This window comes from Plesiomonas sp., from assembly GCF_051652165.1.
Taxonomy (GTDB): domain Bacteria; phylum Pseudomonadota; class Gammaproteobacteria; order Enterobacterales; family CAMTGL01; genus Plesiomonas.
The window spans coordinates 50,370-67,091 of the sequence record NZ_JBOFTR010000015.1 but is presented as its reverse complement, the minus strand read 5'-3'; the positions used below and the strand labels follow the sequence as shown (position 1 = coordinate 67,091).

The following is a 16,722-nucleotide window of genomic DNA, read 5'->3' as shown; positions in this document are numbered from 1 at the left end:
AGCAGGATAGTCGCCGTGTTGTGGCTGTGCTATGGAAGTACAGGTCAGCAGATACCGTTGCATTAGTTCGTGGGCAAAAGAGAGGCGACATGAGTGACTCAAAGGCAGATATGTTTTAGTTTCAAAAGCAGTAAAATTTACCTTTGATGCGCTAACATGAGCAAAGATAAGGGCTATCTTGATGATGTGCTTGAAATATATCGAAAATTTGTCAGTGTGTTATAGCAGCTCACTGTAATGGCAATTGCTGTCACACTAAGCTGCATTTAACATATCAAACGATGCCTACAACATAACAGAAGTTATGGTTGCACAGAAGATAATGGGTGTTACGTTTAAAGCAATTAACATGGATACACACCTAACAGATTCAGTGAAAACAATGGGTAATACATGTGCTTTTTGCTGTATTTCCTATTAGATCCAGATGAATTTTCTAGGAAGATCGCGTTGTTTGATCACTTTTCTGCATACTTGCCAAAAACGGGTTACTTGCTCACGCACTAAATAACTTTCTGTGCCCACAACCCGCAGCATGAGACCGGCGGAATTAGGCAGTTTAGAAATAGAGGCATAAACTGATTTATCTTCGGCAAAGAAGGCGTTGTATTCCCGCTGAATCTCATCGGCATGTTCTTTTGGTGTTAAGCAGATAACATTGGAAAACACGTTAAAGCCGGTCATTTCACCTAATTTTTCAGGTGCATCGGCCGCTGGCTCTACCAATATCTTTTCAGTAAAGAGTGTTTTTCCATCAGGGGTTTTTACACGAGTAAGCAAAGAGAGTAAGTCAAACTCCATACGCTCTTGTTGGTAATGAAGGCGACCTAACATGATCGTTTCTGCATACAACATGCTTGCCCCAGGAGAGATAACGATATCTGTTTGGGAAATGTAACGTGACTTTTTGTAGAGAATGGTCACATCTGGGATGAACTCCAGATAACCGTTTGGCGCAACGGTAATGCTCTGATATTGCGATGCATAGTTAGCATCCATCTGATGAATACGGTTAGCACCTTGTGAGGTTACATGGGCACAAGCATCTTCTTCAACATTGACATCAATGTAGTATCTATCGCCTTGTAAAACGCCACCGCCTACTGCAATCATTGAGCAGATTGGCAGCTCTGGCATTTCGTTATCCCAATACAGTGCACGTTGAACAAGCAAAGGAACTGCACGGTAGAGATGGCTTAATACAGAGCGATCACCACTTTTGGTGAAGGTGAGCTTAAGCTCACCAACTTTACCAGGTGCTGCTGATCGCATCTGCTTGGGTTCATCACGATACTTATCTAATTCATACGAGTTAGAGAGGCGTTGTAATTTATCATGCATTGTTGTTATCCAACTTCAGCAGGCTTTGATCGTATTCGATATCGAACAGTGCCATTGTCATGATCAATTCGATCAGATTATCAATGTTCTCACCGGTTTTACAGTTGGTAAATAGGAAGGGCTTCTCTCCGCGCATCAGTTTAGAGTCTCGAACCATGACAGAAAGATCTGCGCCAACATAAGGTGCTAAATCTTTTTTGTTAATGACCAAAATATCTGACTGGCAAACGCCTGCGCCATTTTTACGTGGAATTTTGTCACCAGCAGCAACATCAATAACGTAAATATAAAAGTCAGCCAGTGCAGGGCTAAATGTCAAAGTGAGGTTATCACCGCCTGACTCAATAAAAATCACATCGCTGTCTGGATATTTTTGTTCCATCTCTTCAACAGCGGCAATATTCATTGATGGGTCTTCACGCACTGCAGTATGTGGACATGCACCGGTTTCTACACCAAGAATTTTCTCTTCAACCAATACACCTTTTAATGTACGTTGAACTTGTTTGGCATCTTCAGTGGTAACAACATCATTAGTGATAATGAGTGGTTTAATTCCTAATGCAATTAAGCGTGGGGTAATTGCTTCAATAATTGCTGTTTTGCCTGAACCAACAGGGCCACCAATACCAATACGAGTAATTTTTTTCATGTTGAGTTCCTTTTAAATTTAGATAATTTAATTATTTAGCTCATGAACATTCTTACATGTGCCTGAGTGTGGTGGCCAATAAGACAATCTAATACCGGTGAGAATGCGTGCATATCATCGAGCGTTTTTTGCGCGATAGCATCATATTCACTGTCTAAGCTTTCGTTGATTTCGAACAATATTTTCTGTGTATCGTAGTGGGATATTTTCATTAATCGAATAGCCGCACTTAATATCATAGAGGCGACACCGTATTGATGAAGTGCAAATGTTTGGCGCTCATCAATACCCATTTCAGAAAATATAATGGCATGAGAGGTGCCAAAACAGCCGGGTGTTTTCTCTGCACGAATAGCATCTAACCAAGACGAAACCAGTGGTGATGGTGCTGTTTTTTCAACAAGTTCGGCAAACTTTCGACCAATCCGGCTGATCATCATTTGTGGCTCTTCACCCACTCGGCGACACCAAAGCTCTTGATCAATCTCAAGAATTTTTTCAAAGTCTTGTTTTTGAGCCGCTCTATGTGCATGCAGTAAAGCCACACCATCTAGCCGGCCACTCTGTTTTAGTACAGTTTGTGTGAATGATTTTAGCGTCTTTGCATCATAAACCACCCCCAGTTGAAGCGCAGATTCCAAGCCATTTGAAAAAGCAAAGTTACCAATCGGTAATGCTGAATCAGTAAGCTGAACCATTCTGACCAACTGTGTTAATGATGATTGCATATCAATTAACTCTATTTAATTCAAAAACGATTAATCAGTTTTTAATCATGATGATGATCGTGGCCATGATCGTGATCGTGGTTATGATCACTATGATTATCGTGGCGGTGATCATTGCTATGATTATGTGTTGACGCATCTGCACCAGCAAAAAGAAGTCTCATTTCACTTGGTGCAAGCAGCGGTGCAACTTCATCACCTGAAGCAAACTCAAAGCTAATGCCTTCAAAAGCGTGTGTACGAATCACAGAGCTCATGATTTTTCTATCAACATAGAATGGAACGTAAACAATGTTATCTTTAAAGATGGCAGGCCAGTGTTGATTACCCAATGCATGGCCAAGTTGGAAAATCAGCTTTTGCCAATTGTCTTTATTATCAAGTTGATCTAGACGGATCACCATGACATCTTTTAAACGGATTTCAGTAATAACCACAACGCGATTTGCTTCGTCGATATATAAAATATCGTTATTTTTAAGTTGTTGATCGCGTGGCAGTGAAATAGCAATTTCATAACCGTTGTGTGATTTTTTACGGATTCTATTTTTAGGTGCTTCCCATTGTTCTAAATGCAAATGGTCAACAGTATATCCGTGTAATGTCGTCACCCAATGTGGATCTTTTGCATTACCAATAATTTTTTCGATCATTATCATTTTCTATCTCCCACTCTCTTTATGCGGTTTTTTAATTGGCCAGCGTGGATCGTATTTCTATATAGATTGTAAAAAACCAACGGCAATACTCATAAGCAAAAACGTAACCATAATAATTACGCAATTGGGGTTGTTGGTTTAACAAGTTGTTCTATATGCAACGCGTGAAAATGCAGAAAAAAGTAAACGATGTGTAACCTATTCTTGCCCGTATTGAGCTGCGATTAAACTAAATAGAGCATCACAACCTAATAGGTTCTGTTCTGTATTAGTGAACAGAACCTATAGATAAGTCATCACAAAAAAACACGAAAGATATCGATTAAGAAGGTAGAGTGCAGAAACGGTGTGTATTTCTATCCATTCCCTTGTTTGCAACAGAGCGTTATTTCTACTCTGCTGCAAACCTCTACCAAGATAACATTTCAGGTTGTTATCACTTAATTTCTACGTTTGAGACTCAATCAGCTAAAGAAGTACAACTGATTGAGTGCAATGGTATCAACAGGCTCTACTGTTGCGTGCTCACCATTGACGGTAACTGCAAATGTTTCTGGGTTAACTTCAATAACCGGTGTTTCACTGTTACGAATCATATGTTTTTTCGTCACAGTACGCGTTGAGTACACTGGTTTTACGATCGATTTCAGATCATATCGCTCTTGTATACCATTTTTATACGCAACGTTTGATGTAAATGTAATACGTGTTTTGTGTTTAGCTGCACCCATCGCACCAAACATTGGGCGATAGTTCATAGGCTGAGGGGTAATTAATGAAGCATTTGGATCACCCATTAATGCCCAAGAGATCAAACCACCTTTGATCACCATCTTTGGTTTTGCACCAAAGAATGCAGGCTCCCACAGAACTAAGTCAGCAAATTTGCCCACTTCAACACTGCCCACGATGTGGTTAATACCTTGTGCCAGTGCAGGGTTGATGGTTACTTTCGCAACATAACGCAACACACGGAAGTTATCGTTGCCTGCATCGTCTTCTGGCAATTTACCACGAAGTTTCTTCATGACATCGGCTGCTTGCAGCGTACGAAGCCAAGTTTCACCGATACGGCCCATTGCTTGTGAGTCACTAGAGAGGATTGAAATCGCACCCAAATCATGGAGAACGTTTTCAGCCGCAATAGTTTCAGAGCGAATACGGCTCTCAGCAAATGCAACGTCAGTTGGAATTTTTGGGCTCAAGTTATGGCAGATCATCGTCATGTCGAACAGTTCGGCTTGCGAATTGATGCCATAAGGGATCGTTGGGTTCGTTGAGCTTGGGATCACGTTGTTCAAACTTGCCACACGGATAATGTCAGGCGCATGACCACCGCCAGCCCCTTCAGTGTGGTAAGCATGAATAGTACGGCCTTCAAACGCAGCAATAGTATTTTCAACAAAACCTGCTTCGTTTAGTGTATCGGTATGAATACAGACCTGAACATCTTCTTCATCAGCAGCCGTTAGTGAGGCACGAATAGTTCCTGGAGTACAACCCCAGTCTTCGTGAATCTTCAATCCTGCTGCACCTGCTTCGATTTGTTCATAAATCGCTGGCAATGCCGAACTATTTCCTTTACCTAACAGACCGGCATTGACAGGCCACTCATCAAACGCACGCATCATCATTTCGATGTTCCATACGCCTGATGTAATGGTTGTACCGTTTGAGCCATCTGTTGGGCCAAGGCCACCACCAAATACAGTGGTAATACCGTTACTCAATGCATGTTCAGCTTGTTGTGGTGCAACAAAGTGTACGTGTGAATCAATACCGCCTGCAGTCAGCAGCAGATGTTCACCGGAAATGGCCTCAGTCGCAGGGCCTAATGCTAATCCTGGTGTAACATCATTCATGGTAGACGGGTTACCCGCTTTACCGATGCCGCAGATATAGCCGTCTTTGATCCCAACGTCAGCTTTTACAATACCTTGTATAGCATCAACGATAGTGACGTTAGTAATAATTAAGTCAGGTGCACCGGCTGCACTGGTCAGCTCACAGTCATAACCCATACCGTCACGCAGTGTTTTACCACCGCCATAGACCGCTTCTTCGCCATAGACACGCAGATCTTTTTCTATCTCAATTAATAGACAAGTATCTCCAAGTCGGATTTTATCGCCCTTTGTTGGGCCAAATAGGTCGGCATTCTCTCGCCGTGAAATTTTTGACATGTCTTGTACCTTCACACTTAGAGTCGTATCGGGATCGCTAAGGGCTGAATTATTTATTCCCGTATTCAAAACGAGCGATATTTTCCATCGCTTCTTTCAGGCGTGGTTGGTAGGTGTGGTCACTCTCATTACCTACCCAGCCATCAACGAGATTGTTAAAGCCAATCACTCGTTGCTTACCTTGAAATGGCACGAGCTCTACTTCACGCTCATCGCCCGCTTCAAAACGCAGTGCGGTTGTTGCTGGAATATTTAAACGCTTACCGAAAGAGGCTTTACGATCAAATGAGAGACACTTATTCACTTCAAAGAAGTGAAAGTGTGATCCAACTTGGATTGGTCGATCGCCAGTATTTCTGATTTTGATCTTAGTGACGGGGTAGCCTTTATTAATTTCGATGTCATCTTTTGCAAGAATCAATCCACCGACTGCTACACCTTCAACATCCGAAGTGTTGTTTTTAGTTGGCATATTTACCCTCACTTTCTCTGAATCGGATCATGAATCGTGATCAGACGACTTCCATCAGTGAAAACGCCTTCAACTTGAACATAGTTAATCATGTCAGCCACACCATCCATCACATCATTAATGGTGAGAACGTGTCTTGACTCTTCCATGACCTTTTCTAATGTTTTGCCTTCTCTTGCACCTTCAAGTGCACTAGCACTGATCAGAGCAACAGCTTCAGGGTGATTGAGCTTCAACCCTTTTGCTTTTCGTTTGGCAGCAACTTCTGCCATCATATAAATCGTTAGCTTATCTAACTCTCTTGGTGTCAATTGCATTTAACACTCCTTAGCATTTTAAACACCTCTTCTTAAAGTCTAATGGTCGCAGATATTTATCACGTTGAGAGAACGTCAAACAATCTTAAAATTACAACAAATTATTTTATTTAAGCGATTAGTGTGTATTTTGTAATTAAATTAATGAATGCAATAATAACCTCGTTAGAATGTATCGCCTTTTAAAGTGGCAATGCGTCTAATTCGTTATGTATCGTTTAAATTATTTACAGTCTAGCAGTATTGTTTTGTTATTTGTAATGGCAGGGTGAGTTGATTTGTATAATAAAGTTACAGCTCTCTAAGTCTTTGATAAACAAAATTGTGCTCGATAACGCAAACAAGCTAAGAAAGTGTAACGAATGACTGCTGTAGATAAAATAAACGCTTCAGAGTCATAGGACTACAGGCGTATTTTTTGTATGCAAAAACGCACAAAAATACTTCATATTGTCTTATGCAAAAGGCCATGCATACCCATTGATTATGCTGATAGGTATACTTGTGTTTTGGTGATTTTATTTCACACCGGTTGAACCTGTTTTTTGAAAAAGTACCGTAATAAATGGCTAAAATAGTCGCTACTTTTTAGTAAGCTGCGATAAAAAAATAGCAGCACATCTCTTCGTTTTACGGTTTGTCTATTTTTATCTGTACTCACGTTTATGGGTATTGTTACGAGCATAAATTTAATCGCTCTGTTGTATATAGTCGTATTTCGAAACGTATTGATAGAGATATCGCCTTAATATTGTTCATTATTATGCAGATATGTTGAAAGGTTTACGCGTGAGTAAAGCGTCTATCTTGAATGAAAAAAATAAGACGTATTGTTTTTATGCTGATTGAATAAACTGTTCATGGCATTGCTTATATAAACAGGTTGTACCGTACAGGGATGATTCAATCTTTGTTTATTTTCTGCCGCTTTGCTTCATATCGAACATTATCTGTTGTACGGCATAACGTGACTGTTTAAATCAAAACATTTCGTTTATTTGTTGCGGATATTTACCTAGGTTAAATTATTGTGATATGTATCATGATTCTTAACATTTCAGTCTGACTATCCTCAACGAACAGTAAACCATCAACCGCTTTTGATCGCTAAAAAAATCATTTCCAGTGAGTGTAGGAAGAGACAGAGATGTGTATTCCCAAGGAAGTGGTTATGGATCATATAGTGGAACAGAAAATACAGACAGTTTCTTCTTATACAACAGTTACCCATCAAATAGCGCAGCACGTATCTCTACAGCCACATCATCCGGCTGAAAATATCATACAACAGGTTGATATAACAGCATATCTGGATGCGATAGATAGGACGACTCTTAGGAAAATAGACCACATTATCCAATCTGATGTTCAACCGTATATACACGAGGGGCATGGTAAGGTTGTTGAGCAAGTATCGTCAGATTTTGTCGGTACATCTTATGTACCTGATACCATGATTGGCGGGCCTGATACTCCAGAGATTTTTGTCACCGATATAGATCATGTCGACTGTTTTACTTTGATAGATAATGTCGAGTCGTTGAGCCGAAGCCATGATGCGAGCAGTTTTCTACGTCATCTTATTGATGTGCGCTATGTTAATGGTGAAGTTAGTTATTCAACGCGCCGGCACTTTTTTTCTGATTGGTTTGCAACTCAAAAGCCCAATGCGCGTGATGTCACGTTAGAGATTAGCAAAAAACACATCACCGTAGAGAAGTGGTTAAATCGAAAACCTGATGGCACAGAGTATCTACCCGGTTTAGGTGTTACTGCACGCAATATCAACTACATTCCTGCAAAAGCTATTGATGATCAGGTCTTGAATAATCTGAAAACCGGCGATTATGTCGGTGTGTACTCTCCTGCTGAGGGGTTAGATGTTTCCCATGTGGGGATTGTTGTTCGGCATGATGGTGAGGTTTGGTTCAGAAATGCCTCTTCATTAGAAGTGAATAGAAAAGTGGTTGACTCACCCTTCATGGCGTACATGCATGCAAAACCCGGAATTGTTGTTCTTCGATCTGTCAGAGCGGAGAGTTAATATGAAAACAAATACACAATTATCCATAACAAAACTTTTGTGTCTGTTTTTTCCTCTGTGGCTATCGGCTTGTCATCTGGAAAAACAGCGGGTAGATGCTGATAATATGGTTGGTGCTGGGCATTCGGCTACAGACTATATTGACCCGACAAAAAACCTCTTTCCTATGGCCAACTACCCACAGTCTGTTGAGCAGTGGCTACCGCCTGATTCAAGTGATGTGCAAACCCCTGTTCTTGATGCTGCAACTCAGCAACGGTATTTTGCGGTGTTAAAGTCGCACTATTTTGGTCTAGGGAAAGATGAACAATCACCTTGGAACGCCTCGTATATTACGTCGGTATTACATGGTGGAGCTGAGAAAAAAAGAGATGCAACGATCAATCAACTTCTTGCTCGTCAAAGCCTCTCGTGGGGTAGTAATTTTAAAATGAATCCAGATCGCTGGAAAGAGGAGGTAAGGAATAATGCTCAAACAACAATGCAGGCTCATTATCTTCCTGCTGCACGAGAAATAGCCATAAGAGAGACCTTAGTCAGAGTATTGCCAACCGATGATCCTGCATATGATGATCCGCGTAAGGCTGGGCAAGGATACCCTTTTGATACTTTACAGATGTCCTCTATTCGTGCGGGAGCACCCGCCTACGTATTAGCTCAAAGCAATGATAAACGCTGGAAATATGTCATATCACCGTCGGTCACAGGGTGGGTACACAGTGAAGATCTTGCGTATGTTGAGCAAGCATTTATCAATGAATGGGTCTCTTTGGCACAAAAACAGATGGGCGCATTTATTAAAGAGCCGGTCTCTGTTTATGAGGGGGATCAATACTATTTTACCGCTCGTCCCGGTACGATCCTTCCCTTTAAAACGCAACAATCAGACCATTTTTTAGTGGCTGTACCGGTCCGCAATGTGAATGGTGCTGCACAAATTCGTTGGGTAACACTTAAAGATGATGAATTTGCGGCAATGCCATGGGAGATGACACCGAGGAACATTGCCATACTGATGAAATCAATGAGTGGCAGAACCTATGGCTGGGGGAATTATAACTTTTATAATGATTGCTCTGCTGAACTGCGCAGTTTATTTATGCCATTTGGTATTTTCTTGCCAAGATTTTCCGGTGATCAAATACAGGCAGCAACAAGAGTGGTTGATCTGAGTCAAAAGAGTATTGATGAGCGGATTGATTATCTCAAAGAGCATGGTAAACCGTTTACGACCCTTATCTATATTCCTGGGCATATTATGCTATATATCGGAAACAGTGTCATACATGGGCAAGATACCCCTATGACATATCAGAACCTTTGGGGCTTGCGTCCAAGTGATTCAAGTAGCCGAAGTATTGTCGGAGGCACAGTCTTTTTCCCACTCCTGTCTGCTTACCCTGAGAACCCGAAATTAGTATCATTAGCCGATCGCGTACAATTTAAGTTGGGGTTTTTTGAATAAATAATCAAATACAATTAACATTACATGTGGTGGTATTGAATTACAGTGTTAATTTAATGTTGGTAAACACTTAGGGATCACGCTTGATTTTAAAGCGTGAGTTCTTATTTTAAAATAGAACAGCATAAACATAACTTAACGTATTTATCGGTGTGGTATAACAGGTTATAAAAAACACATGTGTATTTTTACGCAATATTGTTGAATATCTCATTAATATCGTTTTTATACCTTTGCAGGTTTTATTAGCATTATTTATCGGCCATACTTTTTATGGGTTGGTTCTATTTATTACTGCACGATATCGCTTATGTTGTTTTAAAACTATATTGTCTCAAAACGATGTTGTACTAAAATAAGCGGCTATTTATCGCTATGTTAGCGTATATTCTAATTGAAAATCTTTTTTACGTTTTGAACCGGTTTGTTGCCAATCAGTGCTGGAGTCAACCTTAGGCATTCGTTATTCTAACTGTAAGAAACATTTTAAGGGCTTATGATAGCCCTATTTGCACCAACCTGCGCGGAGTCGCAGGTTTTTTTTTGCCTATAATCTTCCTTCGTTACACTCAAAACCCATATATCAGTTAGGTTTGTTTAGCGATGTAATAAAAAGGTATGGGTACAGCGCAAACTGTAAAAGAAACGATAAAAGGGAAACGCAGCAAACATCAAAATTTACTGCGTTGTTTAGGTTTATTAATCGGGAATATTTTTGTTTAGTTTTATCGATTTACCCCGTTGTAAACGAATATTGAGCATCTCGACACCAAAAGAAAAGCCCATCGCAAAATAGATATAGCCTTTCGGAATATGTATATCAACACTCTCACCTAACAAGGTAAAACCGACTAAAATCAGAAAAGCTAATGCTAACATCTTGATTGTCGGGTTGTTATCGACAAAATCACCAATGCTTTTGGCTGCTAACATCATAATTAACACCGCAATGATAATGGCCAATATCATAATTGGCAGATCACTGACTAACCCAACTGCCGTGATGACAGAATCTAATGAAAATACAATATCTAAAATAGCAATCTGCACTAAAGTCAGCAAAAAGTGGCCACTTGTTCGGGTGGCATTAACAACCTGATCATCATTGTGATGTTGTTGTAAACTTTCGTGGATCTCATGAGTACTTTTAGCGATTAAAAACAGACCACCAAAGAACAAAATCAAATCTCGACCTGATACAGCATGTGTAGCCACTGTAAACATCGGTTCGGTTAGGCGCATCAGCCACGTTAATGAAATCAATAGCAAAATCCGGGTGCCCATAGCAAGCCCTAAGCCCAAAATGCGCCCTTTTTGCCGTTGATGCTCAGGTAATCGGCCAACTAAAATACTCAAAAAGATAATGTTATCAATGCCTAACACAATTTCGAGTGCTGTGAGTGTTAACAGCGCAATCCACGCATTTGGATCAACAAGTAGTTCCATGAAAACTAACACCTAAACTGTACGGGAATAACCTGAAATCATAACCTGTTGATAGCGATTTTTCATTAGGTGTTACAAATCGAAAATGTATTATAGATTGAAGTGTTTAGCTAAAATTGCGGCAGTAAAGGCTTTTTTAAGATAAAACCCGCGTGGTAGTGTTTTGATAAGCTGGCCATCACGCCCAATGGCATCGGTTAATGCGCGGCTATTGCTGGCTTTTGGGCGTAGTTGTAACACTTCACCGTGGCGCGCAGTAATATTTTCCACTTCCCCAAGCACAATTAAATCCATTAACTCTTCCCAGTCGCGGCGTAGCTGCGTCTCCTCCTCTTTTGAGGGAGTCCATAATAGAGGCGTACCAATACGCCGTTCAGCCAATGGGATCATGCGTTCACCTTCAATCGGCAACCACAATACACACTGTAATTTATGCTTCACATGGCTCGTTTCCCAACTCACCCCGCACGTACCGGTGAGTGGGGCGACGCTCACAAAGGTTGTTTCTAAGGGTTTTCCCTGCCGATCGATAGGAATAGTCTTTAATTCAACGCCTAAATGAGGAAAATCTTGTTCAGGTTTACTGCCTGCACACGCACCTAAATAGTGCTCAATTAGCATACCAACCCAACCTTTATCGCGTGTTAAATTCGGCGGCACCTGCTGGCCACAAACTGCCGCGAGCTCGCCTAAGCGATAACCCGCTAATTGAAGCGCACGTTGCCATAAAGCTTGGCGTGAGTGTGGGATAGAGAAATTACAATCATTCATAACACCATTTTACCCTATTTTTAATGTCATTTTTATACAGGTTTTGATGTGAGAAAAGAGAGCTAACCGTAGAGTGTAAGCCACAGGTTAAATGCTTTTTGCTCTGTAATGCAGATTGCATGCGGTAAGATAAAGCGGTTGTTTTTTGAACAACAAATGACGTGCTATGCAGATGCAATGAGAGAGAGTCGATCGTATTGATTTAATCCTATGATCTATAAAGAAATAATAAGGTAATTATTTTAAGATCATCCATAATAGTAAGATCATTATTGTATAAATCACCAACAATAAACAGGATCTTCCCCCTAGTTATCCACAGAAAACTGGGATAATCGTGGATAACCGATGTGTGCTGTATCAGAGAGTACCATTGAATAACGGAAAATAGGTTTAACAGCACAGTAAACTGTTGATCTTATCAACGATTAGTGTGGATAAACCCGCCGCTGATTGATCTTTGTTCAATCAATGATCTTTTTGATCCTCGTATAGAATAAAGAACACAGAATAGTACTAGATAAGCGATTAATTAATTGTTTTATCTGTTTTTTATCTATTTTGTTTTGATTGATCTTCTGTTTTGAATAATCCCATTTTATAAGGTGATATCTCTTTCTACACAGTGATATCCACAGAAAAAGTGAATAATTTCCCGTTGTCATGGTGAAAACTGTTTATAACTGTTTACACTCGTAAAAGTTATCCATAGGTTGTCTAAATAACCAACAAAGTTGCTCAATAATGTTGATGTATAACACACCCGTTACTCCTCAATGCGTACATTGGTTTACCGACTCTAGGTTGTATGAAACAATCACAACATAACTGACGTTTTCAGTATTGAGGTAGTCCTGTGATTGATGGTGATGGCTACCGTCCAAATGTTGGCATTGTCATTTGTAACCGAGAGGGGCAAGTGCTGTGGGCGCGCCGTTATGGACAGCACTCATGGCAATTCCCACAAGGGGGAATCAATTCGGGGGAAACCGCTGAACAGGCGATGTACCGCGAATTGTTTGAAGAGGTAGGGCTGACAAAAAAAGATGTCCGTTTACTGACCTCAACCCGGAATTGGTTGCGCTATAAATTGCCAAAACGTCTGGTGCGGTGGGATACCAAACCGGTGTGTATCGGGCAAAAACAACGCTGGTTTTTATTACAGTTGATGTGTGATGAGTCAAAGGTAAACATGCAAACCAGTGGAAACCCTGAGTTTGATGACTGGCGCTGGGTCAGTTATTGGTATCCGGTACGGCAGGTGGTGTCATTTAAGCGTGATGTGTATCGGCGAGTCATGAAAGAGTTTGTTTCTGTTGTGATGCCAACCGATGATCTAGAGAGATCATCACTAAAAAGTACAAGAATAAGAAGGAAAGGATAACCTGATTATGTTGACCAAATTGCGGGAAATTGTCGAACAGGTCGCCGCGGCGACCGATTTACCACAGGCATTGGAACTGCTGGTCAACAAAACCTGTCAGATTATGAAAACGGAAGTGTGTTCGGTGTATTTAGCTGATCACACACACCGCTGTTATCGATTAATGGCAACTCGCGGGTTAAAACCGGCAGGGAAATTAGTGAGCCTTGCCTTTGATGAGGGGGTCGTTGGGCTCGTTGGGTCACGGGCAGAGCCCATTAATCTCGCTGATGTACGTCAACACCCCCGTTTTAAATTCTTACCTGATATTTGTGAAGAGTCGTATCGCTCATTTTTGGGCACGCCGATTATCTATCGTCGTCAGCTGCTTGGCGTGCTAGTTGTCCAACAACGTGAAGTGCGTCAATTTGATGAGAGTGAAGAGTCTTTTTTAGTCACTTTAGCCACTCAACTGGCCAGTATTTTATCCCATACTCAATCTTTAGGGCTGCTCAATGGTACTCAACAACGCCGGATCCGCGCACAAGCAGCAGCTTCCGGTGTTGCCATTGGTATTGGCTGGCGAGATAGAACATATTTGTCACTTGAGGATATTGCACAAGCAAGTACACTTGATCTCGATACTGAACGTGAGCGTTTATCACGCGCTGTAGAGTCAGCCGCCAGTGAGTTCCGCCGCCACAGTAAGCGGTTTAATGCCGATATTAGCTCTGAGTCAGCAGCAATTTTTGATCTCTATATCCATTTGCTTTCAGATATTGCGCTACGCAAAGCCATGGCAGAACAACTTGATCAAGGGGTTGTGGCTGAATGGGCAGTGCGTAAGACATTTGAGCATTTTGCCGAACAATTTGCCAATTTGTCTGATCCCTATTTGCGTGAACGCGCCAATGATATGCGTACATTGGCACATCGTCTCCTTTTTCATTTGATGGATGTTCCTGAAAGTGAGTGGAATTTACCCGCACAATTTATTTTAGTCACCGATGAGCTGACCGCGACATTGATTGCCGAGTTACCGCGCGAAAAAATGGTTGGTATTGTCGTACGCGATGGCGCAGCTAACTCACATGCCGCTATTTTAGCGCGTGCACTTGGCGTACCGACGGTGATGGGGGTTGATGTTGAGCCAGATCTACTTGAAGGACGTGAACTGATTATTGATGGCTATCGCGGTAATGTGATTGTCAATCCAGAGCATACGCTTCGTACCGAATATCAGCGTTTGATCCTCGAAGAGCAAGAACTCGATGATAAAGTTGCTGTTAGTCTAGATAAACAAGCACAAACTGCTTGTGGCCAGCACATTAATATATTACTCAATGCAGGTTTAAGTGCAGACTGCCGCATTGCCGTGAATCAAGGCGTTGATGGTGTTGGATTATACCGTACCGAAGTACCCTTTTTGTTGCATGGCAGTTTTCCCTCAGAAGATGAGCAAGTAGCGTTATATCAGTTGATTTTACAACGCTATCCGAGCAAACCGGTTGTGATGCGTACCTTAGATGTCGGGGGCGATAAACCGTTGCCTTACTTACAGATTCATGAGGATAACCCGTTTTTAGGCTGGCGTGGTATTCGCCTGACCTTGGATCATCCTGATATTTTTATTACCCAAATCAGGGCGATGCTGCGTGCGAGTATTGGGTTTGATAATCTTTCCATTATGTTGCCGATGATCTCTGGTATTGGTGAGGTGGATGAAGCAAGGCAACTGATTGATCGCGCCTTTCGTGAAGTGGCTGAACAAGTTCAAACCCAAGGGCTGACACTGAAAATGCCGAAAGTGGGTATTATGGTTGAAGTCCCCTCAATGCTGTATCAACTGCAATTTTTACCCGGAAAAATTGATTTTATCTCCGTAGGATCAAATGACCTGACCCAATATTTGTTGGCCGTTGATCGTAATAATGCACGTGTTGCCGATATTTTTGACTCACTGCATCCAGCAGTATTGCGGGCACTAAAACAGATCAGTACAGAAGGGCAACAATTGAATTTGCCAGTCAGTTTGTGCGGTGAGCTGGCGGGCGATCCCATTGGTGCGCTGCTGCTTGTTGGCATGGGATATCGGCACTTAAGTATGAACGGGCGTAATGTCGCACGTATTAAATACTTGCTAAGTGCAGTTACTCTTGATGATCTGCATATTTTGGCAGAGCGAGCCCTCAGTGCTCGTGTTACCACCGAAGTTCGGCATCTTACTGCTGCATTTATGGAGCGGCGTGGATTTGGTGGCTTTATTCGTGGTGGTAACTCATTTTATTAAAACATATTTTGATCGCGGTATAGTGTTGTAGTTTGCTGAAAATAAAGAGACTTATACAGATTATTAATAGGACTACAGGATATCTCTCGGTATGCTATATGCTCTGTTCTTATTGCAATGTGTGGCCTTTTACAGAGGGAGTACCTTTGTATACCGTTAAGGCATATCACACATTGTCATTTTGTGTGAGTTGAGGCTATCCATGTTGCTATTTATTCTCGCTTGCCTGTTACTCGGTGCAGTTGTAGGTGTACTGGCAGGTTTACTGGGCATTGGTGGTGGGCTAATTGTGGTGCCGGCATTAGCGTTCTTACTGCCCAAAGCGGGCGTTTTACCTCAGCATTTAATGCCGATTGCACTGGGTACATCATTAGCGTCAATTGTTCTAACGGGAATATCCTCCTCGTGGCGACATCACCAATTAGGAAATGTTGACTGGAAAATTGTGAAAGCGATGATCCCTGGCGGTATTATTGGTGCAGTTATTGGCGCACACGCCATTACCTTGATTCCCTCAGCAATGATCAGCAAAGTATTTGGTGTATTGGTCTTAATTTTGGCTCTGCAAATGGCATGGTCAGTAAAGATCATAGCAGTACATTCACTGCCATCGAAAAAGAGATTATTTACTGCAGGGACATTAATTGGTGTGTTCTCAAGCCTTGCCGGTATTGGCGGTGGCAGTTTAACCGTGCCTTATCTAAACTGGCATTCAGTTTCAATGCGCACCGCAATTGGTATCTCTGCGGTGTGCAGTATGATGCTTGGTGTTGGGGGCTCATTGACTCTGATTTTAAGCGGATTACATGAACCCAATTTACCCGCGTATAGTTTAGGTTATGTTTATTTGCCTGCACTATTTTGTATTGCGCTAACATCAATACAAACATCCAAGGTTGGCGCTAATTTAGTCAGCCGTTTACCCGTGCCGACCCTGAAAAAAGGGTTCGCAGTTCTTTTGATACTCGTTGCATTCAACATGTTGTGGTAA

The 16,722-nt window shown here is 41.6% G+C and carries 14 protein-coding genes; 5 read left to right on the top strand and 9 right to left on the bottom strand.

Translation table 11 applies throughout. The features are described from left to right. Positions 1-417 precede the first annotated feature (417 nt). From ACRC53_RS08780 to ACRC53_RS08750, 7 genes are all read right to left on the bottom strand, one after another. On the bottom strand, positions 418-1,341 hold the full coding sequence (locus tag ACRC53_RS08780) for an urease accessory protein UreD (protein ID WP_438643080.1): 924 nt from the start codon (positions 1,339-1,341) through the stop codon (positions 418-420). Further along, the gene (gene ureG, locus ACRC53_RS08775) at positions 1,334-1,993 is read right to left on the bottom strand and encodes an urease accessory protein UreG (RefSeq protein WP_438643079.1); all 660 of its coding nucleotides are present in this window, start codon (positions 1,991-1,993) and stop codon (positions 1,334-1,336) included. The genes ACRC53_RS08780 and ureG overlap by 8 nt, the downstream gene beginning before the upstream one ends. Before the next feature lie 35 nt (positions 1,994-2,028). Beyond that, entirely contained in the window at positions 2,029-2,721 is a 693-nt protein-coding gene (locus tag ACRC53_RS08770; protein ID WP_438643078.1) for an urease accessory protein UreF, read from the bottom strand. 41 nt (positions 2,722-2,762) lie between these two features. Then, entirely contained in the window at positions 2,763-3,380 is a 618-nt protein-coding gene (gene ureE, locus ACRC53_RS08765) for an urease accessory protein UreE (RefSeq protein WP_438643077.1), read from the bottom strand. Between the two features lie 464 nt (positions 3,381-3,844). Then, positions 3,845-5,563 carry an urease subunit alpha gene (locus ACRC53_RS08760; protein ID WP_438643076.1) on the bottom strand — a complete coding sequence of 573 codons (1,719 nt, stop codon included), beginning with the start codon at positions 5,561-5,563 and terminating at the stop codon, positions 3,845-3,847. A 49-nt stretch (positions 5,564-5,612) separates the two neighbouring features. Then, positions 5,613-6,035 (bottom strand): urease subunit beta, encoded by a 423-nt coding sequence (gene ureB, locus ACRC53_RS08755; RefSeq protein ID WP_438643075.1) that lies wholly within the window; start codon positions 6,033-6,035, stop codon positions 5,613-5,615. Positions 6,036-6,043: 8 nt separating this feature from the next. Then, positions 6,044-6,352, bottom strand: a complete 309-nt coding sequence (locus tag ACRC53_RS08750; RefSeq protein WP_438643074.1) for an urease subunit gamma — start codon at positions 6,350-6,352, stop codon at positions 6,044-6,046. Between the two features lie 1,171 nt (positions 6,353-7,523). On the opposite strand from ACRC53_RS08750, the gene ACRC53_RS08745 reads away from it, so the two are divergent. Continuing rightward, positions 7,524-8,396: an N-acetylmuramoyl-L-alanine amidase-like domain-containing protein gene (locus ACRC53_RS08745; RefSeq protein ID WP_438643073.1), complete on the top strand. Its 873-nt coding sequence runs from the start codon at positions 7,524-7,526 to the stop codon at positions 8,394-8,396. A 1-nt stretch (position 8,397) separates the two neighbouring features. Beyond that, on the top strand, positions 8,398-9,861 hold the full coding sequence (locus tag ACRC53_RS08740; protein ID WP_438643072.1) for an SH3 domain-containing protein: 1,464 nt from the start codon (positions 8,398-8,400) through the stop codon (positions 9,859-9,861). A 699-nt stretch (positions 9,862-10,560) separates the two neighbouring features. Here ACRC53_RS08740 and ACRC53_RS08735 read toward each other — a convergent pair. Beyond that, entirely contained in the window at positions 10,561-11,307 is a 747-nt protein-coding gene (locus ACRC53_RS08735) for a TerC family protein (RefSeq protein WP_438643071.1), read from the bottom strand. Positions 11,308-11,397: 90 nt separating this feature from the next. Beyond that, positions 11,398-12,078 carry a DNA mismatch repair endonuclease MutH gene (gene mutH / locus ACRC53_RS08730; RefSeq protein ID WP_438643070.1) on the bottom strand — a complete coding sequence of 227 codons (681 nt, stop codon included), beginning with the start codon at positions 12,076-12,078 and terminating at the stop codon, positions 11,398-11,400. Between the two features lie 856 nt (positions 12,079-12,934). On the opposite strand from mutH, the gene rppH reads away from it, so the two are divergent. From rppH to ACRC53_RS08715, 3 genes are all read left to right on the top strand, one after another. Continuing rightward, positions 12,935-13,462, top strand: coding sequence for an RNA pyrophosphohydrolase (rppH, locus tag ACRC53_RS08725; RefSeq protein ID WP_438643069.1), 528 nt, complete (start codon positions 12,935-12,937; stop codon positions 13,460-13,462). A 7-nt stretch (positions 13,463-13,469) separates the two neighbouring features. Beyond that, positions 13,470-15,731, top strand: coding sequence for a phosphoenolpyruvate--protein phosphotransferase (gene ptsP, locus ACRC53_RS08720; protein WP_438643068.1), 2,262 nt, complete (start codon positions 13,470-13,472; stop codon positions 15,729-15,731). Positions 15,732-15,933: 202 nt separating this feature from the next. After that, positions 15,934-16,722, top strand: a complete 789-nt coding sequence (locus tag ACRC53_RS08715; RefSeq protein WP_438643067.1) for a sulfite exporter TauE/SafE family protein — start codon at positions 15,934-15,936, stop codon at positions 16,720-16,722.

Coding starts and splice junctions, on each gene's coding strand:
- ACRC53_RS08750 (WP_438643074.1), bottom strand. CDS start 6,352: ATGCAATTGACACCAAGAGAGTTAGATAAGCTAACGATTTATATGATG.
- ACRC53_RS08735 (WP_438643071.1), bottom strand. CDS start 11,307: ATGGAACTACTTGTTGATCCAAATGCGTGGATTGCGCTGTTAACACTC.
- ureG (WP_438643079.1), bottom strand. CDS start 1,993: ATGAAAAAAATTACTCGTATTGGTATTGGTGGCCCTGTTGGTTCAGGC.
- ACRC53_RS08770 (WP_438643078.1), bottom strand. CDS start 2,721: ATGCAATCATCATTAACACAGTTGGTCAGAATGGTTCAGCTTACTGAT.
- mutH (WP_438643070.1), bottom strand. CDS start 12,078: ATGAATGATTGTAATTTCTCTATCCCACACTCACGCCAAGCTTTATGG.
- ACRC53_RS08745 (WP_438643073.1), top strand. CDS start 7,524: ATGGATCATATAGTGGAACAGAAAATACAGACAGTTTCTTCTTATACA.
- ureB (WP_438643075.1), bottom strand. CDS start 6,035: ATGCCAACTAAAAACAACACTTCGGATGTTGAAGGTGTAGCAGTCGGT.
- ACRC53_RS08780 (WP_438643080.1), bottom strand. CDS start 1,341: ATGCATGATAAATTACAACGCCTCTCTAACTCGTATGAATTAGATAAG.
- ACRC53_RS08760 (WP_438643076.1), bottom strand. CDS start 5,563: ATGTCAAAAATTTCACGGCGAGAGAATGCCGACCTATTTGGCCCAACA.
- ACRC53_RS08715 (WP_438643067.1), top strand. CDS start 15,934: ATGTTGCTATTTATTCTCGCTTGCCTGTTACTCGGTGCAGTTGTAGGT.
- ptsP (WP_438643068.1), top strand. CDS start 13,470: ATGTTGACCAAATTGCGGGAAATTGTCGAACAGGTCGCCGCGGCGACC.
- ACRC53_RS08740 (WP_438643072.1), top strand. CDS start 8,398: ATGAAAACAAATACACAATTATCCATAACAAAACTTTTGTGTCTGTTT.
- ureE (WP_438643077.1), bottom strand. CDS start 3,380: ATGATAATGATCGAAAAAATTATTGGTAATGCAAAAGATCCACATTGG.